Origin of the sequence: Bartonella bacilliformis KC583 (assembly GCF_000015445.1) — a bacterium.
In the GTDB taxonomy this organism is placed as follows: domain Bacteria; phylum Pseudomonadota; class Alphaproteobacteria; order Rhizobiales; family Rhizobiaceae; genus Bartonella; species Bartonella bacilliformis.
On sequence record NC_008783.1, the window covers coordinates 1,263,922 to 1,289,024 of the forward strand.

22 protein-coding genes, 1 other RNA gene and 3 pseudogenes are annotated in these 25,103 nt (G+C 37.9%); 11 read left to right on the forward strand and 15 right to left on the reverse strand.

Annotated elements, in window-relative coordinates; genetic code table 11:
* Positions 1 to 145: 145 nt before the first annotated feature.
* From BARBAKC583_RS05940 to gshB, 11 genes are all read right to left on the reverse strand, one after another.
* The gene (locus tag BARBAKC583_RS05940) at positions 146 to 763 is read right to left on the reverse strand and encodes a ribonuclease D (protein WP_172952870.1); all 618 of its coding nucleotides are present in this window, start codon (positions 761 to 763) and stop codon (positions 146 to 148) included.
* Positions 738 to 2,153 (reverse strand): dipeptidase, encoded by a 1,416-nt coding sequence (locus tag BARBAKC583_RS05945; protein WP_005767914.1) that lies wholly within the window; start codon positions 2,151 to 2,153, stop codon positions 738 to 740. Before BARBAKC583_RS05945 ends, BARBAKC583_RS05940 begins: the two co-directional genes overlap by 26 nt.
* A 73-nt stretch (positions 2,154 to 2,226) precedes the next feature.
* Positions 2,227 to 3,102, reverse strand: coding sequence for a bifunctional DNA-formamidopyrimidine glycosylase/DNA-(apurinic or apyrimidinic site) lyase (mutM, locus tag BARBAKC583_RS05950; protein ID WP_005767917.1), 876 nt, complete (start codon positions 3,100 to 3,102; stop codon positions 2,227 to 2,229).
* Between the two features lie 47 nt (positions 3,103 to 3,149).
* Positions 3,150 to 4,400, reverse strand: a complete 1,251-nt coding sequence (locus BARBAKC583_RS05955) for an aminopeptidase (protein WP_005767919.1) — start codon at positions 4,398 to 4,400, stop codon at positions 3,150 to 3,152.
* 27 nt (positions 4,401 to 4,427) lie between these two features.
* Positions 4,428 to 5,282: a cell wall hydrolase gene (locus BARBAKC583_RS05960; RefSeq protein WP_011807428.1), complete on the reverse strand. Its 855-nt coding sequence runs from the start codon at positions 5,280 to 5,282 to the stop codon at positions 4,428 to 4,430.
* Positions 5,283 to 5,571: 289 nt separating this feature from the next.
* A complete protein-coding gene (gene phoU, locus BARBAKC583_RS05965; RefSeq protein WP_005767923.1) occupies positions 5,572 to 6,294 on the reverse strand; it encodes a phosphate signaling complex protein PhoU in 723 nt (240 codons plus the stop codon).
* A gap of 22 nt (positions 6,295 to 6,316) precedes the next feature.
* The gene (pstB, locus tag BARBAKC583_RS05970; RefSeq protein ID WP_005767925.1) at positions 6,317 to 7,075 is read right to left on the reverse strand and encodes a phosphate ABC transporter ATP-binding protein PstB; all 759 of its coding nucleotides are present in this window, start codon (positions 7,073 to 7,075) and stop codon (positions 6,317 to 6,319) included.
* A gap of 40 nt (positions 7,076 to 7,115) precedes the next feature.
* Complete coding sequence (pstA, locus tag BARBAKC583_RS05975; protein WP_005767927.1) at positions 7,116 to 8,408, reverse strand: phosphate ABC transporter permease PstA; 1,293 nt, start codon at positions 8,406 to 8,408, stop codon at positions 7,116 to 7,118.
* Complete coding sequence (pstC, locus tag BARBAKC583_RS05980) at positions 8,405 to 9,865, reverse strand: phosphate ABC transporter permease subunit PstC (RefSeq protein ID WP_011807429.1); 1,461 nt, start codon at positions 9,863 to 9,865, stop codon at positions 8,405 to 8,407. Before pstC ends, pstA begins: the two co-directional genes overlap by 4 nt.
* 62 nt (positions 9,866 to 9,927) lie before the next feature.
* The gene (locus tag BARBAKC583_RS05985) at positions 9,928 to 10,974 is read right to left on the reverse strand and encodes a PstS family phosphate ABC transporter substrate-binding protein (RefSeq protein ID WP_005767934.1); all 1,047 of its coding nucleotides are present in this window, start codon (positions 10,972 to 10,974) and stop codon (positions 9,928 to 9,930) included.
* A gap of 146 nt (positions 10,975 to 11,120) precedes the next feature.
* The gene (gene gshB, locus BARBAKC583_RS05990) at positions 11,121 to 12,059 is read right to left on the reverse strand and encodes a glutathione synthase (RefSeq protein ID WP_005767936.1); all 939 of its coding nucleotides are present in this window, start codon (positions 12,057 to 12,059) and stop codon (positions 11,121 to 11,123) included.
* Between the two features lie 88 nt (positions 12,060 to 12,147).
* On the opposite strand from gshB, the gene BARBAKC583_RS05995 reads away from it, so the two are divergent.
* Positions 12,148 to 12,936, forward strand: coding sequence for a molybdopterin-synthase adenylyltransferase MoeB (locus BARBAKC583_RS05995; protein ID WP_005767938.1), 789 nt, complete (start codon positions 12,148 to 12,150; stop codon positions 12,934 to 12,936).
* Here the strand turns inward: BARBAKC583_RS05995 and BARBAKC583_RS06000 are convergent.
* From BARBAKC583_RS06000 to BARBAKC583_RS06015, 4 genes and pseudogenes are all read right to left on the reverse strand, one after another.
* A pseudogene (locus BARBAKC583_RS06000) lies at positions 12,900 to 13,643 on the reverse strand (ATP-binding cassette domain-containing protein); the annotation flags it as partial. The gene BARBAKC583_RS05995 and the pseudogene BARBAKC583_RS06000 sit on opposite strands and share 37 nt — an antisense overlap.
* Positions 13,618 to 14,208: pseudogene (locus BARBAKC583_RS07250) on the reverse strand (ABC transporter permease family protein); the annotation flags it as partial. The pseudogenes BARBAKC583_RS06000 and BARBAKC583_RS07250, both read right to left, overlap by 26 nt.
* Positions 14,205 to 15,327, reverse strand: a pseudogene (gene yejB / locus BARBAKC583_RS06010) (microcin C ABC transporter permease YejB). The pseudogenes yejB and BARBAKC583_RS07250, both read right to left, overlap by 4 nt.
* A 149-nt stretch (positions 15,328 to 15,476) precedes the next feature.
* Positions 15,477 to 16,034, reverse strand: coding sequence for a c-type cytochrome (locus tag BARBAKC583_RS06015; protein ID WP_005767943.1), 558 nt, complete (start codon positions 16,032 to 16,034; stop codon positions 15,477 to 15,479).
* Positions 16,035 to 16,138: 104 nt separating this feature from the next.
* On the opposite strand from BARBAKC583_RS06015, the gene BARBAKC583_RS06020 reads away from it, so the two are divergent.
* The 10 genes from BARBAKC583_RS06020 (at position 16,139) to ybeY (ending at position 25,092) form a co-directional block, all read left to right on the forward strand.
* Entirely contained in the window at positions 16,139 to 16,870 is a 732-nt protein-coding gene (locus BARBAKC583_RS06020; protein WP_005767945.1) for a 3-deoxy-manno-octulosonate cytidylyltransferase, read from the forward strand.
* A gap of 401 nt (positions 16,871 to 17,271) precedes the next feature.
* Positions 17,272 to 17,369, forward strand: an RNA gene (ffs, locus tag BARBAKC583_RS06890) — signal recognition particle sRNA small type.
* 236 nt (positions 17,370 to 17,605) lie between these two features.
* Complete coding sequence (locus BARBAKC583_RS06025) at positions 17,606 to 19,519, forward strand: DNA polymerase III subunit gamma/tau (RefSeq protein WP_035453357.1); 1,914 nt, start codon at positions 17,606 to 17,608, stop codon at positions 19,517 to 19,519.
* Between the two features lie 14 nt (positions 19,520 to 19,533).
* Positions 19,534 to 19,860, forward strand: coding sequence for a YbaB/EbfC family nucleoid-associated protein (locus tag BARBAKC583_RS06030; protein WP_005767949.1), 327 nt, complete (start codon positions 19,534 to 19,536; stop codon positions 19,858 to 19,860).
* Between the two features lie 37 nt (positions 19,861 to 19,897).
* Complete coding sequence (recR, locus tag BARBAKC583_RS06035) at positions 19,898 to 20,503, forward strand: recombination mediator RecR (RefSeq protein ID WP_005767951.1); 606 nt, start codon at positions 19,898 to 19,900, stop codon at positions 20,501 to 20,503.
* Positions 20,504 to 20,739: 236 nt separating this feature from the next.
* On the forward strand, positions 20,740 to 21,447 hold the full coding sequence (gene tsaB, locus BARBAKC583_RS06040; RefSeq protein WP_005767953.1) for a tRNA (adenosine(37)-N6)-threonylcarbamoyltransferase complex dimerization subunit type 1 TsaB: 708 nt from the start codon (positions 20,740 to 20,742) through the stop codon (positions 21,445 to 21,447).
* Positions 21,440 to 21,931 carry a ribosomal protein S18-alanine N-acetyltransferase gene (rimI, locus tag BARBAKC583_RS06045; RefSeq protein ID WP_005767955.1) on the forward strand — a complete coding sequence of 164 codons (492 nt, stop codon included), beginning with the start codon at positions 21,440 to 21,442 and terminating at the stop codon, positions 21,929 to 21,931. The genes tsaB and rimI overlap by 8 nt, the downstream gene beginning before the upstream one ends.
* A 31-nt stretch (positions 21,932 to 21,962) precedes the next feature.
* Complete coding sequence (gene miaB / locus BARBAKC583_RS06050) at positions 21,963 to 23,339, forward strand: tRNA (N6-isopentenyl adenosine(37)-C2)-methylthiotransferase MiaB (protein WP_005767957.1); 1,377 nt, start codon at positions 21,963 to 21,965, stop codon at positions 23,337 to 23,339.
* A gap of 156 nt (positions 23,340 to 23,495) precedes the next feature.
* Positions 23,496 to 24,608: a PhoH family protein gene (locus BARBAKC583_RS06055; protein WP_011807432.1), complete on the forward strand. Its 1,113-nt coding sequence runs from the start codon at positions 23,496 to 23,498 to the stop codon at positions 24,606 to 24,608.
* Positions 24,609 to 24,615: 7 nt separating this feature from the next.
* On the forward strand, positions 24,616 to 25,092 hold the full coding sequence (gene ybeY / locus BARBAKC583_RS06060) for an rRNA maturation RNase YbeY (protein ID WP_005767962.1): 477 nt from the start codon (positions 24,616 to 24,618) through the stop codon (positions 25,090 to 25,092).
* Positions 25,093 to 25,103: the final 11 nt, after the last annotated feature.

Consider the following 25,103-nt stretch of genomic DNA (forward strand, 5'->3'; position numbering starts at 1 on the left):
TGAAGAAACCGATTTTGAATTTCTACGAAAATCAATGCCTTTTGGTAATATTGTTTACATTAATAAAAACGGACACGCATAACATCTACACATAAGAATCATTGATAAGCCATTTTCTCTACGCATGTAAAATAAGTTTTTAAGTTCAACTATGTGCAAAAATATCAATTTCTGGCCATCCTAAAAGATCAAGTTTTGCTCTCACAGGTAAAAATTGAAAACAGGCCTTTGCAACATCTTCTCTTTCTTCACGCTTTAAACGCTCTTCAAATACACTTTTTAAACGATGCAGATATAAAACATCAGATGCCGCATATTCAATCTGTGCACGCGATAAAGTTTCTGCTGCCCAATCCGATGATTGTTGCTGTTTAGAAATATTAACATTCAATAATTCGCTACAAATTTCCTTTAAACCATGACGATCCGTATAGGTGCGAGTAAGCTTTGATGCAATCTTCGTACAAAAAACAGCATCTGGCATAATGCCAAATGTATGCGCTAAAATAGCAAGGTCAAAACGCCCAAAATGAAATATTTTGGTTATTGCCTTATCTGCAAGCAATTTTACCAAATTGGGAGCACTATTTTGCCCTTTAGCAATCTGTATAATGTCCGCTGTGCCATCACCAGAAGAAAGCTGCACAACACATAAACGATCACGATGCGGTTGTAACCCTAAAGTTTCAGTATCAATTGCAACAGCATCAACACAATAATTATCTAAATTCGGCAAATCACCTTGATGAACGCGAATGTCTATCATTTATCTTCCTATTTGCTAAAGTTGTAAGAATACGTGCCCAAGACCGCTGCCCTTTATGAAATGACTTTAGATTATATTTTTCATTAGGTGAATGAATACGATCATCAGCTAATGCAAATCCAACCAAAATAGCTTCCATATCTAAAATTGACTGAAAATCACCAACAACTGGAATTGAACCACCCATAGCAATTAATAAAGCAGGATTACCCCACTCTTGTGATAACGCATCCTTTGCTGCCTCAACAAAAGGTGAATCATAAGAGAGTTGAATAGCTCGAGAAGAGCTATGCTCCTTAAATATAACTGAGCAATCAGCGGGTATAAGACTACTTACATAATCGCGAAAAGCTTGACGTATTTTTTCTGGATTTTGTCTATGTACCAAGCGAAAAGAAACTTTTGCACTTGCTTGAGAAGCAATAACCGTTTTAAACCCCTCACCCTCATAGCCCCCACTAATACCATTAATTTCAGCTGTAGGACGAGCCCATATTTGTTCTAAAACACTACGTCCCTTTTCACCAGCAGGAATAGAAAGACCTATAGGGTTTAGAAATTTTTCTGCATCATAACCAAGCTCATTCCATGATTGCAAAATATGTGGAGGTGTTTCTTCTACACCATCATAAAATCCAGGAAGCGTCACCTTCCCATTATCATCATGAAGGCCCGCTAAAATGTTGGTTAAAATATGAATAGGATTGGCTGCTGCACCCCCAAAATAACCAGAATGCAAATCACGATCAGCTGCCGTAATAATAATTTCTTCCCCGACCAACCCTCGAAGACCAACAGAAATCGAAGGTGTATTAGCATCCCACATTGAGGTATCACAAACTAATGCACAATCAGCTTTAAGCTCATCAACATTTTCTTTTAAGAAAGGAACCAATGAAGGAGAACCCGTTTCTTCTTCACCTTCAAATAAAATAGTAACCTTAACAGGAAGCTGACCTGTCTCTTCCTTAAATGCACGACATGCTTCAACAAAAGTCATAAGCTGGCCTTTATCATCTGAAGCGCCCCGAGCACAAATAACCTTTTCTCCATCCCGCTCTTGCAAAGAAGGTTCAAACGGCTCATTTTTCCATAAATTCAATGGATCAACAGGTTGGACATCATAATGCCCATAAAATAATACATGCAAACAATCATCTGAAGGCCCTGGATGATGGGCAACAACCATCGGATGACCTGATGTTTCACGGCGTGAAGCCTCAAAACCAATAGTTTTCAAATTCTCCACCAGCCAATCAGCTGTTTGACGACACGCGTCTTTATAGGCCGGATCTGTAGAAATTGATTGAAAACGCAAAAGAGAAAAAAGACGTTCCAAGCTTTTGTCTATATTTTTATCAAGGTGTGTTAAAACTTTATCAAGCATAAAAAACTCTTAATCCTAGCGAAAACTTATAAATTACTTTAAGCCTATTATAAGATTTTGCAAGACGCTTTATTTATTTCTGACACTGTGGACAATAAAAGCTTGAACGTCCAGACTGCACAATACGCACAATATGCATACCACATCGTGAACATTCTTTTCCTTCTCGCCCATAAACCGAAAAACAATGTTGAAAATAACCAAGTGAGCCATCAATATGAACATAATCACGCAAAGAAGAACCACCAGAAAAAATCGCTTCAGAAATCACATCGCATATATTCTGTGCTAAACACTTTGCTAATTCGCATGCATGTGCACTTTTTGATGCCAACGTCAATGCTCTACGCTCTGGAGATAAATAACTGCGCCAAAGTGCTTCACACACATAAATATTCCCAAGACCTGCAACAATAGACTGATCAAGCAAAGCAGCTTTGAGAGATGTCTTCTTATTGATAAAAGCCTTTTGTAAATAAGCCCCAGAAACCGCATTGTCTATAGGTTCAAGCCCTAGATTCCTTAAAAGCGGATGTTCATAAAGTCTCATTGTATCTGCTAAAAGCATAAAACCAAAACGACGAGAGTCATTATAAATAAGACGATATATTTTACCGTTTGTTGCTTGAAAACTCATGATGAAGTGATCATGCGCAACCAATTTACCCATATAAGAGTGCTTTTTCCTTAAAAGATCATCCTCTACACGCCATGATCCTGACATTCCCAAATGACTTACAATCGTTTCATTCTGTGATAAATGAAACAATAAATATTTTGCACGCCGACTAAGCTTTATGATTATTCTACCTGTAAGACGCTCAGAAAACGACTCTGGAAAAGGAAATCGTAGATTTTTACAGCCCAGTGAAACAGATATAATCCTTGAACCCATCAAAACTGGCTCAAGACCACGACGAACCGTTTCTACCTCAGGAAGTTCAGGCATTTATCTTTTTATCTTACAAACACAGTGCTGTTAAAAAAATAACAATATTAAGCCCACTCTCCCCGACGAAATACAGGAACTCTCGTACCAGCCTGCGTAATACCATCTATATCGATCTCACCTGATCCAATCATCCAATCAATATGAATGATACTCTTATTACCACCACGCATTGCGATCTCTTCTGCTGTCAACGATGACCCACCTAAGAAACATTTGGAATAACACTGCCCTAACGCAATATGGCATGCAGCATTTTCATCAAATAATGTATTATAAAAAAGTAATCCACTCTTAGAAATGGGTGAAGAATGCGGAACAAGAGCAACCTCACCTAATCGACTTGCACCTTCATCACTTTGTAAAACCTGTTGTAAGACTTGCTGACCTAACGAAGCACGCGCATCAACAATACGCCCCGCTTCAAAACGCACCTCAATATTATCAATCAGTGCTCCTTGATAAGATAGTGGTTTCGTTGAACGAACAAAACCTTCAACCTTATAAGCATGAGGGGTAGTAAACACTTCTTCAGTTGGAATATTAGGATTACAAACAACACCGTTTTGAGCTATAGAAGCTCCCCCCTGCCATTCATGCTCATCAGCCAGACCAACGATTAAATCAGTGCCGGGCCCTGTAAAATGCAAAGCAGAAAAACGCTGCTCATTGAGCCATGATGAACGCTTTTTTAAACTTGTATTATGTGCATTCCATGCATGCACTGCATCATTTTCTATAATGCGTGAAGCAGAAAAAATCGCATCAGCTAATTTTTTAACGGCTTCATCAACTGGCAAATCAGGAAACATCGTCTTAGCCCATCCTACTGTGGGATAAGCAATAATTGACCAATTAATAGCAAAATTGGATATTTTGTTAAGAGCGGGTTTATAAGCCATTGAAGAGGCCTTATTCAACCGTGTTACTTTATCTAAGTCTTGATTAGAAAGAAGTGAGGGGTTATCACCAACAATCGCTAAACGCGCTGCACCATTTTCAAAAGCTTTCGCTATTCCCTCGTAAAGCCAAGAAGGTGCACAATCAAAACTTTCAGCATGTGCATTTTCGAAGCGCATTAATACCAGAGCTTCATCGCCCAAAATTGGTGTAATAACACCAGCACCAGCTTTATAAGCATGATAAGCAATACGTCGTACCAAAGGTAAAGCTTCAACTGGAGCCGTCAGAACAAGATCTTGTCCTTTTTGTAGATTAAGCCCTACTTTTACTGCAACTTCTGCAAGATGATCAAGCATTTCAGGAAAAATCGCCTTCATATGAATGTCAAAGCACATCACCAATACCTCTTTGGTTATAAACAATTATCGAATTCTGTAACGCTCTTCTAACATTGCAACAACTGCATTTAACTTACTTTGTGAAGGAATAGCATACACCTGAACTAATTTACTACCCTGCATCCTATCAGTACGATTAGGTGAAGGCATAGGAATGGGAATTGTACTAAGTTGCGCAACAGCAAAAGAAGAAGATATATCTATTTTATTTTTCCGCTTTACCTCCATTGAAGCAAACGCTTTTTGAATCTCATTTTCTTTTGTTTCTCTCTTGTCCAGATCTAAATCGACAAAGCTCGGTACATTACCGGAACGTTCTTGAGCAAAAGCAAAAGAAACATCGTAAGGGCGGTCATTAATAGGAACCTGAAGCGACCCATTACGCGCCCGCTTTTCATAAAAAGCATTTCCCCCTGCTACACGAACATAGTGCATATTCTTATATGGAAAAGACAATCCAGCGGTATGAAAAAACATGGCGTTTTTACTTTTTTTATCTCTTTCACCACGTAAAACAGCATCTGCTGCTTCTTTAACACGAGCAACAGACGCCCGCTCAGTCATAGGACGCGTTAACACACCAGGAGCAAATTGTTTGCGCTGACCAACAACACCACAAATTGTCTTTGGATAAGCCGTTGAATTAACACGATTCATAACAACCGTGCCAACAGCAATCATACCTTCACGACTTGAACGATTGGATTCAAAATACATTGCACGCATCAAACATTGGCGCTCTGTCAGTGGATATACAGTTTCCTTAGCTTTTTTATTATCATCTACCTTTTTTATACCCAAATAATTTGCAGAGCAGCCCGCCGTAATAAACGATAATAAAGAAAGTGCAACAATCATAATCCAACGATTTTTTTTCATCTTATGCAATAAGTTCCTATGTTTCTGAAAACAATAAAATGAGGATAAACTCTAAATGTAAATTGAAGAAATATATATCGCCAATTATTAGCTTTTCAGAAGATCTTAATACATAGAGTAATCAGGGAGAACTAATATATAAAAAATAATAAGAAAATCTTAATCTAAAGGATATTTCATTACCCGCATGATGCGTATTTAATAAATTATTCTATTCTTAATCGCTGAAGCAACTATTAATGTCTGAAATATTCTTTTGCCCACTTTCATTTTCTTTCAAGACTAGCGCTTAATCTATTTTCTTATCTTTCACTCCAACTTCATACGTAAGGTCATCACGAGGGCGATCAAAGGACATATAATGACCTGTTATAATATAATGCAGTGTTTCAGCGATATTGGTAACATGGTCTCCAATTCGTTCAACACTTTTTGCACAAAAAAGCAAATGCGTACAAACTGTAATATTACGCATATCCTCCATCATATAAGTCAAAAGCTCCCGAAAAAGAGACGTATACAAAGCGTCAATTTTATTATCACGGTCACGTACCGCATCAGTGCGATCCAATAATCGATGTGTATAAGCGTCTAACACTTCTTTTAGCTGATTGAGTGCCAAAGCTGTAATCGCTTCAAGCCCACGGTAAAAAGCAGCTGGTTGACGTATTTCTGAAATAGCAACCGCTCGCTTAGCGATGTTTTTTGCCATATCCCCAATCCGTTCAAGATCAGAAGAAATACGAATAGCACCAACAATTTCACGCAAATCAACAGCCATCGGTTGACGTCTACAAATAATCGTCATTGCTTTTTCATTAATATCACGTTCTGCTTCATCTAAAAATAAATCATCAGAAATTACCTTAGCAGCAAGATGAAGATCATCAGAAACAATCGATGCCAAAGAACATTCAATCATTCTCTCCGCATAATCACCCATCTCTACAATTTTTTCTGCTAAATATTTTAACTCTACATCATAAGAACGGACGGTATGACTCATAGACATATCGTATACTCCTCAATTCGACTTACCCGAAACGCCCTGTAATATAATCTTGCGTACGTTCCTCTTTCGGTGAAGTAAACATCATTTCAGTTTCACCAACTTCTACTAGATGCCCCAAATGAAACATAGCTGTATATTGAGAAACACGCGCAGCTTGTTGCATTGAATGTGTTACGATAACAATCGTATAATTTTCCCGTAACGCATCAATAAGTTCTTCAATACGTGCTGTTGCAATTGGATCAAGAGCTGAACATGGTTCATCCATCAAAATCACTTCAGGATTCACCGCAATAGCGCGCGCAATACATAAACGTTGTTGCTGCCCTCCTGACAAACTCGTCCCTGCCCCATGAAGGCGATCTTTTACCTCTTCAAATAACCCAGCCTGTCTCAAACTTTTTTCAACCACATCATGCAACTCAGCACGGGATTTCACTAAACCATGAATTCTTGGCCCATAAGCAACATTTTCAAAAATAGATTTTGGAAAAGGATTGGGTTTTTGAAAAACCATCCCAACACGTGTGCGCAATTCTACAACATCAATCTGAGAATCATAGATGTTCTCATCATCTAAAGTAACAAGACCCGTTACTTTAGCGCCTTCAATGATATCATTCATACGGTTAAAACAACGTAAAAAAGTTGATTTCCCGCAGCCTGAAGGGCCAATTAACGCAGTAACTTTATGTTTTAAGATATCAAGAGTAATGCCATGAAGCGCTTCTTTCCCTCCATAAAAAACTTTCACATTTTGACCGCGCATTTTGATCTTCATTACAGACCTAACCTTATTTAATATAAAAACTTTCTTTAAATTACCAACGCCGCTCAAATCGTCGCCGCAAAAGAACAGCTGCAATATTCATAACAGCAAGAAAAATCATTAATACAATAATAGCACCCGATGTCTTTTCGACAAAAGCTCGTTCTGCCTCACCAGCCCACATAAAAATTTGAACAGGCAAAGCAGTTGCTGGATCCATCGGCGTTGTAGGAATATTCGCAACAAAAGCAACCATCCCAACCAAAAGTAAAGGTGCTGTTTCTCCCAATGCCTGGGCTAAACCAATAATTGTACCAGTCAAAATACCAGGTGCAGCTAAAGGAACAACATGATGGAAAACCATTTGCGTTTTCGATGCTCCCAACCCTAAAGCTGCTGCACGAATAGAAAACGGAACAGCCCGCAAAGCAGAACGGGTAGCAATAATAATTGTTGGCAATGTCATAAGAGTTAAAACAAGCCCACCAACAAAAGACGCTGAACGCGGCATCCCACACACATTAATAAAAACAGAAAGCCCTAAAAGACCAAAAATAATCGAAGGAACCGCAGCAAGATTATTGATATTAATCTCTATCAAATCTGTCAATTTATTTTTGTGCCCATATTCTTCAAGATAAATAGCTGTTGCCATCCCAATAGGCAATGAACCCATTAAAACAATAATCATCATAAAAAGAGAGCCCATGATGGCGACACCTAATCCTGAAGTCTCAGGGCGACTTGATGCACCCGATATAAAAAAACCATAATTAAATGCCTGATAAAGCGTACCATCATCCGTTAAATGCTTCATCCACTCTATTCTTTGATCAAAAATCTTGCGATTTTTTCCTGTAACATGAAGATTAATCTGCCCTTTACAAGCTGAGTCAATGTCTGCTGCCGCTAAAACTTTAATTTTTTGTGTTGTTCCAATCAGATTTGGATTCTTTATCACCATATCACGCAACTGAACACGTATGCCATGAGAAAACATGCGGCTAACATTGCGCATCAATACCTGATCATTGTGATCTACTCCAAGTTTTGTAGCTAAAGCATTGCTTATAAGAAGCGGATAATTGGCAGTCATTAATATTTTTGGATTGATCATACGTTGTCCATTTGGATCAATTATTTTCTCGTCCAAATAAACCGATAATGCCATTTCGCTTTGAAAAAAAGCTGTATAACCTCGACTGATCACAGACCATAAAAGAATAGCCAAAAAGGACAAACCAATAAAAATGGCGATTAAACCATAAGCACGAAAACGACGCTCAGCCCAATAGCGACGTTTTAGGCCAATATTTCTACGATGAGAGAGAGAATGCTCTTTCATTCGTAGTGCTCTCGATATTTACGCACTATGTAAAGAGCAAAAATATTCATCAAAAGAGTAAAAACAAAAAGCGTCATCCCTAGAGCAAAAGCTACAAGAGTTTGTGGTGAATTAAACTCAAGATCACCGGTCAATTGATTAACAATTTTAACTGTCATCGTTGTCATTGCTTCAAATGGATTAAGAGTCAAATTCGCTGCAACACCTGCTGCTAAAACGACAATCATTGTTTCCCCGATTGCACGTGATGCTGTCAACAAAATTGCTCCCACAATCCCAGGAAGTGCTGCTGGTATAACAACTTTTTTAATCGTTTCAGATTGCGTTACTCCTAAGCCATATGAACCTTCACGCAAAGAATGTGGAACAGCAGTAATAATATCATCCGATAAAGATGAAACAAATGGGATGAGCATAATTCCCATCACTAAACCAGCAGTCAGAACACTTTGGGCCATGATAAAACCAGTTCCACCAGAAAGAGCAATAGAGAGATCACGCAAAAAAGGTCCAACAACCATCAAAGCAAAAAAACCATAAACAATTGTTGGGATACCAGCAAGTACTTCCAATAGTGGTTTTACAATTGACCGTAATTTACTAGAAGCATATTCAGCCATATAAATAGCAGCAAATAACCCAACAGGAACAGCAAAAATCATTGCCACAAACGCAATATAAAATGTACCGGCAAGTAACGGTATTAAACCAAATTGTCCGATCTCATCCCCAGAACCACTAGCTGAAAAACGGGGATCCCAAACCGTCCCAAAAAAGAAATTTGAAAACGGCACAAATTGAAAAAAACTAACCGTCTGAAAAAACATGGAAGCTACAATACCGATTGTTATTAAAACCGTCATCGTAGATGCACAAAACAACCCAATAATAATTAAACGCTCCACTTTATTGCGCACACGTTGATGTGGAGCAACATGCATCACTCCAAAGACAAAGCCACCAAACGCAATAATAAAAAGTAAAATACGCCCTATAAATTGCAATTTTTCAGAAAAAAAGTACCACGACTTTGCTATCCGCAACACATATTCCGGTGCCTCTACGGGCAAAACAAATCCCTTTGCTAACAATTGTGTCCGCACATCTCCATAAGAAGCAATAGACAGAATCTCCTCAAAATTGTGCATAATTTTGACTAAACTACAAATAGTCGCCCAAACAATATCACGATTAACAGTTTCTATTATAGATTCTTCTACAGCCTCAACTTCCTGCAAAGCACTATATTCTAAGTAAACTAAACTCCCACTATGCCAAGACATTAAAAAAACAAGGGCTGGAATAACAATCATTACAAATGTCCACCAACCATAATAATGTGCACGAGAATGCATTTTGAGTCCTGTCGACTCAAGATGAGAAGCTCGCATATAAGAAATGCAAAAGCCTATACAACCCAAAATTAATAGCAGTGAAATAACCAGAGACACGGGCATATTATCTTTTAATGTTTACAAAAAAGCAACACAGAAGAATCTATATATCAAAACTCAGAAAATCACTTCAAAGTCATCACTGTACTCGCAGAAAAAGAATCTCGTTGTTCTTGCCGTTCTTTTTCAGGAGCAATAACCAAACCATATTCAGCTAATGGACCATCTGGACCAATCATTTCCTCAGAAAGGAAAAAGTCAACATATTCCCATAAACCTGGTACAATGCCTAAATGCTCTTTTTTAACGTAAAAGAAAAGCGGACGCGAAACTGGATATTGACCACTGAAAATTGTTTCAGTGATTGGTTCAACATCATTAATACGTACAACCTTAATTTTGTCAGCATTATTTTCATAAAAAGACCAACTAAAAACACCAATACCTGTTTTGTGAGAAGTTAGACGAGCAAATGTCTCAGAATAATCTCCATCAATATCAATAGCCTTCCCATCCTTACGCACAGCAATGCATGCAGCATTAATCTCTTTATCATTCATCCCTAAAGCTTTCATCGCCTTAACGGCTCCACTGTCCTTACAGCCTTCAATGAGCAATTTTTCTTCAAAAACTTCACGTGTTCCATGTTTTTCACCAGGGATATAAACCGCAATCACCCAATCAGGAAGAGCACTATTAACCGCACTCCACTTTCTTACCTTATTTGGCTGCAATTTTCCATTCACCATAACCTGAGCAGCAAGAGCTTTATAAATATCTATTGGTCGTAATTCCCAATCAGGACCACTAATATCTGTTGCAAAAACAATCCCATCATACCCGATGCGAACTTCCTCAATATCTTTTACACCAGCATCAAAACAAGATCGTAACTCACTTGGTTTCATTGCGCGTGAGGTATTTACAATATCAATTGTACTCTTTCCAATACCACGACAAAATTCTTTAATACCAGCACCTGAACCGCCCGATTCGACGACTGGAATCCTAAAATTAGGATAAACTTCTCCAAATGTCTCAGCAACAATTTTTACATAAGGTAAAACTGTAGATGAACCTGCAATCTGAATTCGATCACGAGCATTGCTAACATCAACCAACGATGTAACCATGAAAATCAGTCCTACTCCAACCGATGATAATTTACTCATCTATAAATTCCCTAATGTTAAAAGGCCTTTTTTAGTATCATTGAAACAACTTAAATGCTCGTTTACAATCTGCAGCATACCACACAATCAAAAAATGTTTGTTACTTTATAACCAAATCACACTTTAGCCATCTATTCAAACAAATTTAACGCGAACGTTTGGATTCAATAATATCCCAAAAAAGAGAGGCTATATCTGCACCACCAAAGCGTTTAATTTCACGAATTCCTGTAGGAGAAGTAACATTAATTTCCGTTATATAATCCCCAATCACATCAATTCCTACAAGAAAAAAACCACGTTCCCGCAAGACTGAACCAATACGTGCACAAATTTCATGATCGCGTTCAGTCAAATCAGTATTTTCTGCTCGACCTCCAACATGCATATTAGAACGGACGTCCGTTTCTGCTGGAACACGATTAATCGCCCCGACAGGCATACCATCAAGCAAAATAATACGTTTATCCCCTTTTCGAACCCCATCCAAATAGCGCTGAACAATAAAAGGTTCACGATAACTTTTTTCAAACATTTCTAAGAGCGATGTCAAATTGCGATCATCCTGTTTCAGATGAAAAACACCCGCTCCCCCATTACCATAGAGCGGTTTAATAATAATATCACCAACTGTTGTTCTAAATGCCTTCACTTCTTCAATATCTTTTGTAATTAATGTTTCTGGCATTAAATCAGAAAATTCCGTAACAAAAATCTTCTCTGGGCTATTACGTACCCATACCGGATCATTCACAACCAGAATTTTAGGATGAATGCGTTCTAGAAGATGAGTTGTCGTGATATAATGCATATCAAAAGGCGGATCTTGGCGTAAAAGAACCACATCCATATCCATTAATTCTGTGCGTACAGGCTTCCCTAATTGATAATGATCTCCTTCTTTATCATGCACAGTTAATGGCTCTAACCATGCAATGATACAGCCATTATGCATAGATAAGCGATCCGGTGTGTAATGAAAAAGATGATGTCCGCGTTCTTGCGCTGCCAAAGCAAGTGCAAATGTCGTATCTCCTTGAATTTGAATCGTTGAAATATGATCCATCTGAAACGCAATTTTCATCAGTAAAATCTCCTATTGCTGAAAGCAAACTGGCTTAATAAGCCATAAACTTATTAAACGATAAAAAGACTATGACAGGAGAAAGCTCATGATACAAGAAATTGACGAAAAATTTAGCGAAGAAGAAATTGAGCGCTACGCGCGCCATATTATTTTGCCTGAAATTGGCGGAGCGGGACAACAAAAACTCAAAGCTGCCCGTGTTCTTGTTATCGGCGCAGGCGGTCTTGGCTCTTCTGTTCTAACCTATCTTGCTGCAGTAGGTGTTGGAACACTTGGAATTGTTGATGATGACATCGTTTCACTTTCTAACTTACATCGTCAAATTATCCACACGACGAATACACTTCACCAATATAAAACTGTCAGTGCTGAAAGCACTATAAAGGCAATAAACCCTCATATTACAGTTGAAAAACATAATTTACGCTTAGATGAGAGTAATGTAGATACATTGCTTAGTGCTTATCACATAATTATCGATGGCAGTGATAATTTTGCAACACGCTATTTGCTTGCTGACCGTGCTGCTCTTTTGTCTAAACCTCTAATAAGTGGTGCTATAAACCGATTTGATGGCTCATTAACAGTACTCATGCCCTATAAAGACAATAATCCTCATTATCGTGATTTATTCCCTAACCCACCAGATGCCAACATAATACCCACATGTGCTGAAGCTGGAATCATCGGGACTTTACCAGGCGTTATAGGCAACCTACAAGCAATGGAAGCCATTAAACTTATTACAAATATTGGAGATCCCTTGGTAGGAAAAATCCTTCTCTATAATGGACTATCAGCAAAATTTAATACAATTTTCTACAAACGGCCAACTTCTCAAGAAAATGCAGCAGCCATTAAATTTTGCGTATAGGAATTTTGAGGACAAGAAAAAATACGATCCGCAAAATCATACTCAACTATTTTTCCATTACGCATCACAACCACTTCATGAGCAAGTGCCTTAACAACTTTCAAATCATCACTAATAAACAGATAACCCAAGCAATACTTTTGTTGTAGACGACGTAAAAGATCAATAATTTGTGCTTGTGCACTCATATCTAAAGATGATGTTGGTTCATCAAACATAATAAAGCGCGGCTTAAGAATAATTGCATGTGCAAGAGCAATTCTCTGCCTTTGTCCACCAGAAAATTCATGGGGATAACGATCTCGTATAGAAGAATCCAGGTCAACTTCACACAACGCTTCGACTACACGATCATTGCGCTCAAAATAGGAAAGCTTGGATTCATGAATCGATAACCCTTCAGTAATGATTTCACTCACAGATATACGCGGTGAAAGTGAGCCAAAAGGATCTTGAAAAACAATCTGGATATGACGACGCAAAGGATACATCTTCTTAAAAGTAAACTTACTAATGTCAATGCCATCAAAATTAATATGACCTTCAGAAATAAACATCCGTATCAGCGCAAGCCCCAAAGTGGTTTTTCCTGAACGTGATTCACCTACAACACAAAGCGTTTGACCAGCACGAATAGTAATATCAACATCGTGAACAGCCTTTACATAATCAACTGTCCGTCGCAATAATCCCAATAAAAGTAGAAATAGCTATCAGAAGAATACTAAAAATTATTGATAATCGAAAACTATATAAAACCCGTGCAAAAATATCACGTGTCAGGGTCATCTGTTCCAAGCCAATTCCACCGACTTATGGTACAATCTGGATCGGAACCCCCTTATGAATAATTGATACACTGTACTTTCTAACCAAAAAAGAAGCGCCAATGCTGTAGTTTTATTACTGACTAGTGTACTATAAGAATAACGAACCAGTGGCCATACTGCCCAACCATATTCTGTAATTTCACTTTGAATTAAAGGATCACGAAAATCTGCTACAGCCAAACTTCTACCAAATTTTTCATCAAGATAATCACAAAAAACAGGAAAAAGGAGCTCCCCTTTATAAGAAGCGATAATGGAACGGTCGGTCATTGGCAATAAATTCTGCTGAAAAAGAACACAAAAATAAAAAAAGCCACAGTGACCAAAAAACCTCGACGATTTTGTTTAAAATTACGCCAACGACGTGCATTCAACGGAGACAAAAAGGCTGTTTCTCTAATTTAGAGTTATACACTTTACGATGTTGTGTCTTTTCCATCATAACTCCCTTTTATCGAAGTCAACGCGTGGATCAATTAGCATATAAATGATATCATAAATGAGACTAACAATAAGACCAATCAGCGAAAAAATATAAAGGGTCGCAAATACAACAGAGTAATCACGATAAACAATAGAAGTATAACCCAAAAACTCCATGCCATTTATAGAGCATTTCAATCAATAAAGACCCACTAAAAAATGATCCCATAAAAGCTGCAGGAAAACCAGCTGCCAAAATTAATATATTAATATGGTGTTACGAAAAATATGACCATAAAGTATCGAGCGCTCACTCAATCCCTTCGCACGAGCTGCAATGACATATTGTTGGCAAATTTCTTCCAGAAAATAATTTTTTGTTAGTCAAGGTCGTTGTCGCAAAAGAAGAAATAATCATCGCTGTCAATGGTAAAGACAAATGATGTAGATAATCAAATATTTTTCCTAAAAAAGGTAATTGATCGAAATTATCGGAAATTAAATGGCTCAGTAGGAACCAATCAAAAAAAGACCCACCAGCAAAGAAAACTAATAAAAAATACCAAAGAGAAAATTCGGAATCGCATAACCAATAACAGTGATAGCACTTGTCCAAATATCAAAAGAAGATCCTTCTTTGAAAGTTTTACGAATTCCCAGTGGTATAGAAATAGCATAAGAAATTAATAAATGCCAAAAACCTAAAGAGAGAGAAACAGGTAAATCATCTTTAATAAGTGCAATAACCGAACGTCCCTTGTGTATAAGACTCTCCAAAATCAAAACGCAAATAGTTACCAAGCATTGTCAAATAACGTTCCAAAGGCGGCTTATCAAAACCAAATTGCTGTTCGAGCTTAGCAATAAATTCTGGATCCAACCCTTGTGCACTACGATATTTAAAATCCCCATGGGCAGATGATTCAATTAAACGCCATCCAACACCACCTGGGAAGAAAGACCAATATCACTCCCCAGCTATTTACCCCGCAGCATTACCCCCCATCCCTTGCAATTGAGCAATAATATTTTCAATAGGCCCACCAGGGGTAAATTGGATAATGATAAACGTTACCGTTAAAATTCCGATAAGCGTTGGTATAATTAGTAAAAAACGCCGCAGAATATAGGCTAGCATTTTTTTGTTTTCACCTTTTGACAAAACTGCATTAAATCAACTCCTCCAAATAGTGGATTGATAACAAATCTTTTAATAAATCTGTGCAGCCAAAATAACAGAAAAAAACTTGCTATATATGCTCCTAAATTAAACATTGTTAACATAAACTAATTCTGTTCACCATTTTCATGACCTAATAAAGGAACAGGATGATCAGATAGACTGCGCAAATAAAGCAAAAGGTCAGCACGATCTTGATCATTTTTGACCCCACGAAAAGACATCGTTGTTCCTGGAATTTCTTTACGAGGCGATTGAAGATAACGATCCAGAGTAACAAAATCCCATTTCTTATCAGAATTTTCCCGTAATGCCTTTGAATATGTGAAACCTTTCATAACTGCGAAAGGTCGATCTACTACCCCCCAAAGTGGTGGACCAATACGATTGGCTCCATCACGTTCAGATGCATGGCATATGGCGCATTGACGAAAAAGCTTACGCCCATTTTCAATATTTCCTTGTTGAAGGCGATCACTCAATAATAGAGGAGGATGAGACATATGTTGTGTTTCTTGAATCGTTTTATTATCCTTAATGTTATGGGACTTTTGAACCTGTTCAGAATCACTATCAACGACATGGTAAATAAAGAAAAACCCTACCAAAACAATTGGCAGTAACAAACAAACACAAATGCAACAAGCGAATATCAATCGATTCATTAAAATTTAACGTTCATATTTTTACATCACCTTAAGTTTAAGCTTTTTCATTATCCTTTACAATAATACAGGAATATCAAACTAAAGCATTTGGAACTTTTGCAATGACTCTTAAACCACTTATTCTTATTCCTGCCCGTATGGGGTCAACCCGTCTTCCAGAAAAAGTTCTTGCTGAAATCTCTGGGAAACCAATGATTGTTCATGTTGCAGAACGAGCAAAAGAAGCTGCACTAGGGCCTACCATCATTGCAACAGATCATGATGCAATTGCTCAAGCCGTTACAGCTTACGGCCATGAATATGTTATGACGCATACTCATCATCAATCAGGATCTGATCGTATTTATGAAGCTTTAACCCGCATTGATCCTGAACAACGTTACAATGCTATTTTAAATGTACAAGGTGACTTGCCAACGGTTACACCCAATGCTCTTATTAGTGTCTTACAGCTCTTAAAAAACAACTTAACAGATATTGCAACCTTGGGTGCTGAGATTATTGAAGATAATGAAAAAAACAATCCTAATATTGTCAAAATTATTGGCACACCGATTGCTCAAAATCGCCTCCGCGCACTCTATTTCACCCGTGCAACAGCTCCTTATGGCAATGGCCCTCTGTATCATCATATTGGGCTATACGCCTATCGACGCAAAGCGCTTGAAAAATTTGTATCACTTAAACCATCCACCCTCGAACAACGTGAAAAACTTGAACAATTACGTGCATTAGAAAATAATATGCGTATTGATGTAGAAATTGTTGATACAGCTCTCTTAGGTGTCGATACACACCACGACCTTGAAAAAGTACGCAAGATTTTAGCATAAAAATGGAGTGACCATTCCTGTTCCTTAAATTTTGTGTTTCTCATATATATTCGGCAATAATTGCGCATTGGATGGACTATTCAACAAGTTGAACCTTTATCATTTCTGGGCTCATAGCCAGTTTCCTCCTATATTCATAGAGATTGATAACATTTTCTCTTTTAGTTGAATTATCTGAATAATTACATGCTAACAATAAAATAATATCCTGTCTTAAACCAAGAATTTGTGTATTCTCTATATTGCCCAAGCGTAACAAAAACAGCGACTAAAACACTGGAAGAAGTTAGTGCCTTTTATTTCAAATAAAAAATTAAACAAAGGAAAGCTTTTCAATTATTCTTGCCATATTTTTTGTTTCTTAGCTTGATTTTTGGTTATAAATCGACAATATGAAACTGGGAGGCTGCAAGTGGACGAACCGCTCGCCAACCGGGTCAGGTCTGGAAAGAAGCAGCCCCAACGAGTTCTGGTACGGGTCATTGTGTCAGCTTCCTACCTCATCAAATCAACTATCTATCTACTTTTTGATTAATGCAGTATCTTAAATCTCTTTATGGTTATGCTGTTTAATAAACTGAGAAATTTTGGATATTCTCAAATAAATAGTTCCATTTTCTTACAGAAAATAAATTGATTTGATAAAAAGTTTTTTTATATGAGAATATTCTCTTTAATCTGTATCTTTATATTATTGAGATATACTCAAAAAAGCCTTTAAAACTGGAACCATTGATAAACAATATGCCGACAGCAACACCTTATCGCGTTCTCGCTCGTAAATATCGGCCTCAAAATTTTTCTGACCTCATTGGTCAAGAAACAATGGTTCGCACCCTTACTAACGCCTTTGAAGCAGGACGTATTGCGCAAGCGTGGATATTGACAGGAATTCGTGGCGTAGGAAAAACGACTACAGCCCGCATTTTAGCACGAGCACTCAACTACGAAACAAAAGATATTAACAAACCGACAACGGTGTTTAATACACTCGGTGAACACTGTACACAAATCATCGAAGGTCGCCACATCGATGTCATAGAAATGGATGCTGCTTCGCATACTGGTATTGATGATATTCGTGAGATTATTGAACAAATACGTTACTGCCCTGTTTCTGCACGCTATAAAGTTTATATTATTGACGAAGTGCATATGCTTTCAACACAAGCATTTAATGGCTTATTGAAAACACTGGAAGAACCACCACCGCACGTAAAATTTATTTTTGCAACAACAGAAATTCGCAAAGTTCCTATTACGATTCTTTCTCGCTGTCAGCGTTTTGACTTACGACGTGTCGAATCATCTGCTCTGGTAGCACATTTGCATAAAATTGCTCAACACGAGAAAGTTGAAGTTCAAGAACAAGCGTTATCAATAATTGCCCGTGCTGCAGAAGGATCTGTACGCGATGCATTATCCATTTTTGATCAAGCAATCGCTCATAGCAATGGCAAAATCAATGCCACTGCTGTGCGCACAATGTTAGGGCTAGCAGATCAGGCACGTATTATCGACCTCTTTGACTATGTCATGAAAGGAGATATTGTTAGTGCATTGCACGAATTACGCAGTCAATACGATGCAGGTGCTGACCCTTTTTCTGTATTAGCAGAATTAGCTAACTTTAATCATCTGGTTACACGATTGCGCTTGATACCAGAAACAACGGAAGATCTATCTTTGACAGAGGATGAGCGCTTACGAAGCTTAGATTTTTCTCAAAAACTTTCTATCCGCGTTCTTTCTCGAACTTGGCAAATGTTGCTCAAAGGTCTGCAAGAAATCAACCAAGCAGCACGCCCTCTTCAAGCTGCTGAAATGTTGTTAATTCGTCTCACCCACGCTACTGATTTACCAACACTTGATGAAGCTTTAACACAACTTACACAAAATCTTTCTTCTTCCCTCACAACTATTCAGAATCATTCTCATCAAGAGACGCAAAACATCAACAACACAATAGAGGAAAAAACTGCACATATACATTCTGCTTCACAAAGCTCAAACTCACAAAAAGACCAACGCAATCTAACAACACCTTTAGACAACAAACCTGATTTTTCTTCACAATTCTCAAAATCATTAGGGTTTCAAACTTCTAAAAGCGCAGACTCTCTTAAGACAGAAGAAATTTCTTCGATGATTGAATCTTTACCAGATTCCGCAAATTTATTCTCTACCTCATCAACAGTGAAAGAATCAGAACAACACCCTTTCGTTATCAATTCTTTGCATGATATCGTTAAACTGGCTGACCAGCATCGTGACATCCACTTCAAATTGCTTATCACAGAATTTATTCACCCTGTTTCTTTTGAACCAGGGCATATCGTGTTGAGACTTGCTGAAGACGCTCCACACTCACTTGCTCGTGATCTCAAAAAAATGCTACATCAATGGACTGGACAACACTGGGCTATAACTTTGGTCAATAAGGGAGGAAAACCAACTTTACAGGAAGAAAATTCAGCTGCCCAAAAAGCCCTTTTTTCTGATGTACAAACAAATCCTGATATTGTAAAAATTCTCAACCATTTTCCAGGAGCAAAAATTGTTGATATTCGTCTAAATCAACAAGAAAATGATCTTGATTTAACATTGAATAGCTTTGAAAATGAAAATAATAACCCGAATGAAAAATGAGGAGACAAATTGCTATGAATGATATGACAAACATAATGAAAAAAGCCAAAGAAATGCAACAAAAAATGCAGCAGATTCAGGATGAAATGGTGAATCTGAAAGTCACAGGTACAGCAGGCGGTGGACTTGTCAGCATTACCTTAAATGGCCAAAATATTATCTCAGAAGTTAAAATTGATCCTTCACTTATCAAACCTGAAGAATCTGAAATTCTTGAAGATCTTATCATGGCAGCCCATAACGAAGCTAAAGAAAAAATTAGCACAGCTATGGCAGAAAAAACCCAAAATATAACGGCAGGTCTACCAATTCCACCAGGTTTTAAGCTCCCATTTTCATGAATTAACTTTGGTTTAAACTTTCAGAATAACAGATAGCATGGCTAAACATATTACAGGTCCTGAGATTGAGCGTCTTATTCATCTCTTAGCGCGAATACCAGGACTTGGTCCGCGTTCAGCGCGCCGTGCTGCACTTCACCTTATCAAAAAAAAAGAAGCACTTTTAGAACCATTGGGAACCGCAATACGAGATGCTGTCGATAAAGTCCGCATTTGTTCTGTTTGCGGTAATATCGATACCACTGATCCATGTTCAATTTGTACAGACCCTCGACGCGATAATGGAACGATTATTGTTGTTGAAGATATTTCTGATCTCTGGGCTCTTGAACGCGCAGGAACTTTACTAGCACGTTATCATGTATTAGGTGGAAGATTATCTCCATTGGATGGTATAGGCCCCGATGAGCTCAACATTACCTCCTTAATAAACCGTGTTATTAAAGATCCAATTACAGAAATCATTCTCGCTGTTAATGCCACTATTGAAGGGCAAACAACAGCTCATTACATTACTGATCAACTTTCCAACTTTTCCATTAAAATTACCCGACTTGCCCATGGTGTGCCAGTAGGTGGAGAATTAGATTATCTTGATGATGGGACTTTAGCTGCAGCTTTACGAGCAAGAACCAATTTTTAAAATTATCTCCGCTTATCCATCATCTTATTTTATCTATTACTGCTCCTTTTGATTAGAGAATCCAACTGCGTTTTCTTCAATATAATTTGTAAATCATCATGATAAAATATTTCTAAAATTTTATACATTGGTATCACTTTTTCTTGTAGAATTCCAAAATACACTAACAAAACAAAAATACTTAAAAAGCTATGGCTAATCTTTTGTTTATCTCTATATTCAGCTAAAAGGTATTTATGTTCATTCTTACTATAGATACTGCTTTCACCCACTGCACCGTTGCACTTATTCATCACACATCAGTTGTTGCGCGCATCAGCGAACGCATGAACAAAAACCACGCTGAAAAACTTATTGAACAAATCGCCCAAATAATTCACAATGCCAATATCACTCTTAATCAAATTAATCGCATTGCCGTCAATATTGGACCTGGATCTTTTACGGGTGTGCGTGTAGGTGTTTCGACAGCAAAAGCTCTAGCACTAGCATTAGAAATACCAGCTATCGGGATAAGCTCACTTGAAGCATTAGCAGCACAAGCACTTCAACAAGCCCCCAATGAAGATACCTTATCAGCAGTTGCTGTTATCATTGAAGCTGGCAGAGGGATATTTTATCATCAAAATTTCAATAAAGATCTCACAGCATTGAGTGAACCTAGCCTGAAGACGCTTGAGCATATTATTGCAGATCTACCACCACAAACCATATTAACGGGTTCAGCAACCAACACCGTTGCTTTACACATTCAGAACCAGAACGATAAAACAAACACGGTGATCATATCAGATCAAGTCGCATGTGAAACAGCTGACATCGCAATCTATGCTCACCTTGCTTCCAATAAGCAACCACAAGCTTCACCTCGTCCACTCTATTTACGTGATGCTGATGCAAAACAACAAACCAATTTTGCCTTGCCCAGAAAAAATAATGGCTAAATTTTCATTAACAAAAAAGCATTTTTGGATCACATTTCTACAGCCTGATGACAGTGCAGCTCTTCATAAAATTCACCAAAGTTGCTTTATTCCAACCTGGAAAGAGCAAACTTTTGATACTTTTTTAAAAGATCCTTCCATTTTTGGCTACAAAGCCTGCCCTATTGGGCAACCTCACCAAATTTTTGGATTTTGTTTATGCCGTCTTATTCTTGATGAAGCAGAAATCATAACGATTGCGGTTCATCCTCATCATCGTCAGCAAGGAATTGGCTATTTTCTCATTGATCATACCCTTCGTCATCTTTATCATGAGCGCGCTAAAAAACTTTTTTTAGAAGTGGAAGAAACCAATCTTTCTGCTTTAGCTCTTTATCAACGCTTCAAATTTAAAAAAATTTCCAAACGTCTTGCTTACTATCCTTCAAAAGATGGTTTCGTAGATGCCATCATTATGCAGAAAACTTTTAAGCAAACAGATTGAGATTTGCATAAAAAATGTTTAACAATGAACTATGAAACAATCAAACTCGAAAAATACGCCTCCTATTGCGTCCAAAAAGGTTTTTATTAAAACCTATGGATGCCAAATGAACGTTTATGATAGCCAACGAATGAATGATAGTCTCAGCGCGCAAGGGTATGTCACGACACAAACACCTAATGATGCTGACCTCATTCTTGTTAATACATGCCATATTCGTGAAAAAGCAGCAGAAAAGCTCTATTCTGACCTCGGTCGCTTGCGCATGATGCGCCAAAAACGGACATCTGAAAAACCTTTGATGATTGGTGTTACTGGTTGTGTCGCTCAAGCTGAGGGAGATGAAATCTTACGCCGTTCTCCAACGGTAGATCTGGTTGTTGGACCACAAATGTACCATCGCCTACCAGAACTATTACAACAAGCTCAACAAGGGAAAAAAATTGTTGAAACAAATTATGCTGTTGAAGATAAATTTAATCATTTACCACCTCATAATAAACGTGCTGTCCAAAAAAGAGGAGTCAGCGCATTTTTAACAGTTCAAGAAGGCTGCGACAAATTCTGTACCTTTTGTGTTGTTCCCTACACAAGAGGCGCTGAAATATCACGTTCTGTTGAACAAATTACTGATGAAGCTCGCCAACTTATCGAAGCTGATGTCAAAGAAATTACACTTCTTGGACAAAATGTTAATGGTTGGCATGGACAAAGTACCGACGGCAAAACTTGGCGTCTTGGTGACCTTCTCTATCATCTTGCTAAACTTGATGGCTTAAAGCGCTTGCGCTACACAACCAGTCATCCCCGTGATATGGATGAAAGTCTCATTGCAGCACACAGAAACCTTGATATACTGATGCCTTACTTGCATCTTCCTGTTCAATCGGGATCAGATCGCATCTTAAAAGCAATGAATCGACAACATAAAGCTATTGATTATCTCAATCTCATTGAAAAAATTCGCACCGCACGGCCTGATATTGCTTTTTCAGGTGATTTTATTGTGGGATTTCCAGGAGAAACTGACGACGATTTTGAAGAAACCATCAAACTCATTGAACAAGTAGGCTATAGTTCAGCCTATTCTTTCAAATATTCACCCCGTCCTGGAACGCTCGGTGCAACAATGAAAAATCAGGTTGATGAAAAAGTGAAAAATGATCGTCTTCAACGTTTACAAGCACTTCTTCTCGACCAACAGCATAGATTTTTACGCTCTAAAATTGGTCAAACAACTGATGTCCTTATTGAAAAAGATGGTCGCCACCCTGGACAAATTGTGGGGCGCTCACCTTGGCTTTTACCTGTTGTTGTGGATACACAAGCCCCTATTGGTACTGTGATGGCAATTCAGATTACAAATGCAAGCTCAAACAGTTTTGTCGGTGAAAAAGCTAATTCATGAAAAAAAATTTTAAAGCTTTATTTACAGTATAAAAATTCTTTTATTTTTAGAGAAAGAGATTATATTTGAGTGTGGGTTTTATAGAAAAAGCAGCGTACTGCTTCATGAATTTCGCTGAAATGACGCGTATAACAGTCAAAAATATAGGAGAATAGGTTGAAAATATCAACCGAAAAACTAAGAAATACCAAAAAGAAAAGAAGTTCTTCCTTTGTAAATATGAATATTTTTGAAAAAATTAACTCAAAAAATATTGATCATATTGTTTTGGCTTTTGAAGACAATCACTACGCAAAAATAATTTTTGGAGCCTTTGATGAAAATCTCTCCTACATTGAAAAAAGACTTGGGCTTGATATTCATTCACGCGGTAACACAGTTTTAATCCGTGGGGAAGCTAAAGCTGCAAAACATGCACAATGCGTACTCGACCAGCTTTGTGAACTTGCTAAAACACGTCAAGAACTTACTTTATCAGATACAGAAAGTGCAATTGTTATGGCAAATTTGCCAAATGAACAGCAAAAATTTCCGCAAACAACTCAATCTGCAACAAAACGTGTGCCTGCGCGATTAAGTACTTACAAAACAACAATCCACGCTCGTACCCCAACGCAGGATTATTATATGCGAGCTATGGAAAACGCTGAACTTATTTTTGCTATAGGTCCAGCAGGAACTGGCAAAACATACCTTGCTGTTGCCCATGCTGCAATGCTCCTAGAGCGCGGTATCATTGAGCGGATTATTCTCTCTCGCCCTGCCGTTGAAGCTGGAGAACATCTCGGTTTTCTTCCTGGTGATCTTAAGGAAAAAGTAGACCCCTATTTACGGCCACTTTATGATGCCCTTTATGATATGATGCCTGCTGAAAAAGTGGAACGTGTTCTCGCTTCTGGAATCATAGAAATTGCTCCTCTTGCCTTCATGCGCGGGCGAACACTTGCTCACTCAGCGATTATCCTTGATGAAGCGCAAAATACCACTCCCATGCAAATGAAGATGTTCCTCACACGTTTTGGAGAAGGATCCCGAATGATTATAACAGGTGATGTCAGCCAAATTGATCTTCCCAGAGGGCAAAAATCAGGTTTAGTGGAAGCAACACATATTCTCTCAAATATAGAGAATATTGCGATTGTTCGCTTTGATGAAAAAGATGTCGTACGCCATCCTCTTGTTGCTTCTATTGTTAACGCTTATGATCGAGACTCGAATGAACAAAGACAAACATATCACCCTCATGTTTCCATCAACAAAATGATTTAAATTTATCATGATTTCTATTAATATGACTATTGAAAATGCTGAATGGGGTGATGAAAAAATATTGTATACTATTACCGAAAAAGCACTAATCGCTACAATCGATCGTCTTTCATTAACTCAAGTGACAAGCGAGCTTAGTTTACTGTTTACGAATAATATGCGCATGGCACAAATTAATACACAATGGCGCAATAAAAACAAACCCACTAATGTTTTATCTTTTCCTGCTTTTCCTCTTAAAGCTGGACAAAATCCTGGACCAATGCTTGGTGACATTGTCCTTGCAAGAGAAACAATTGTGTATGAAGCTGAGGAAGAAGGAAAATCATTCCATGATCATTTAACACATATGATTGTTCATGGCATCCTTCACCTCCTTGGTTATGATCATGAAACAGACGATGAAGCCTATCAAATGGAAGAGCTAGAAAAAGAAATTCTACAAAAGATAGCAATAAAAAATCCCTATACTGAGCTACTTTAAAATGATACAAG

Coding starts and splice junctions, on each gene's coding strand:
- BARBAKC583_RS05945 (WP_005767914.1), bottom strand. CDS start 2,153: ATGCTTGATAAAGTTTTAACACACCTTGATAAAAATATAGACAAAAGC.
- mutM (WP_005767917.1), bottom strand. CDS start 3,102: ATGCCTGAACTTCCTGAGGTAGAAACGGTTCGTCGTGGTCTTGAGCCA.
- BARBAKC583_RS05955 (WP_005767919.1), bottom strand. CDS start 4,400: ATGTGCTTTGACATTCATATGAAGGCGATTTTTCCTGAAATGCTTGAT.
- BARBAKC583_RS05960 (WP_011807428.1), bottom strand. CDS start 5,282: ATGAAAAAAAATCGTTGGATTATGATTGTTGCACTTTCTTTATTATCG.
- phoU (WP_005767923.1), bottom strand. CDS start 6,294: ATGTCTATGAGTCATACCGTCCGTTCTTATGATGTAGAGTTAAAATAT.
- pstB (WP_005767925.1), bottom strand. CDS start 7,075: ATGAAGATCAAAATGCGCGGTCAAAATGTGAAAGTTTTTTATGGAGGG.
- pstA (WP_005767927.1), bottom strand. CDS start 8,408: ATGAAAGAGCATTCTCTCTCTCATCGTAGAAATATTGGCCTAAAACGT.
- pstC (WP_011807429.1), bottom strand. CDS start 9,865: ATGCCCGTGTCTCTGGTTATTTCACTGCTATTAATTTTGGGTTGTATA.
- BARBAKC583_RS05985 (WP_005767934.1), bottom strand. CDS start 10,974: ATGAGTAAATTATCATCGGTTGGAGTAGGACTGATTTTCATGGTTACA.
- gshB (WP_005767936.1), bottom strand. CDS start 12,059: ATGAAAATTGCGTTTCAGATGGATCATATTTCAACGATTCAAATTCAA.
- BARBAKC583_RS05995 (WP_005767938.1), top strand. CDS start 12,148: ATGATACAAGAAATTGACGAAAAATTTAGCGAAGAAGAAATTGAGCGC.
- BARBAKC583_RS06015 (WP_005767943.1), bottom strand. CDS start 16,034: ATGAATCGATTGATATTCGCTTGTTGCATTTGTGTTTGTTTGTTACTG.
- BARBAKC583_RS06020 (WP_005767945.1), top strand. CDS start 16,139: ATGACTCTTAAACCACTTATTCTTATTCCTGCCCGTATGGGGTCAACC.
- BARBAKC583_RS06030 (WP_005767949.1), top strand. CDS start 19,534: ATGAATGATATGACAAACATAATGAAAAAAGCCAAAGAAATGCAACAA.
- recR (WP_005767951.1), top strand. CDS start 19,898: ATGGCTAAACATATTACAGGTCCTGAGATTGAGCGTCTTATTCATCTC.
- tsaB (WP_005767953.1), top strand. CDS start 20,740: ATGTTCATTCTTACTATAGATACTGCTTTCACCCACTGCACCGTTGCA.
- rimI (WP_005767955.1), top strand. CDS start 21,440: ATGGCTAAATTTTCATTAACAAAAAAGCATTTTTGGATCACATTTCTA.
- miaB (WP_005767957.1), top strand. CDS start 21,963: ATGAAACAATCAAACTCGAAAAATACGCCTCCTATTGCGTCCAAAAAG.
- ybeY (WP_005767962.1), top strand. CDS start 24,616: ATGATTTCTATTAATATGACTATTGAAAATGCTGAATGGGGTGATGAA.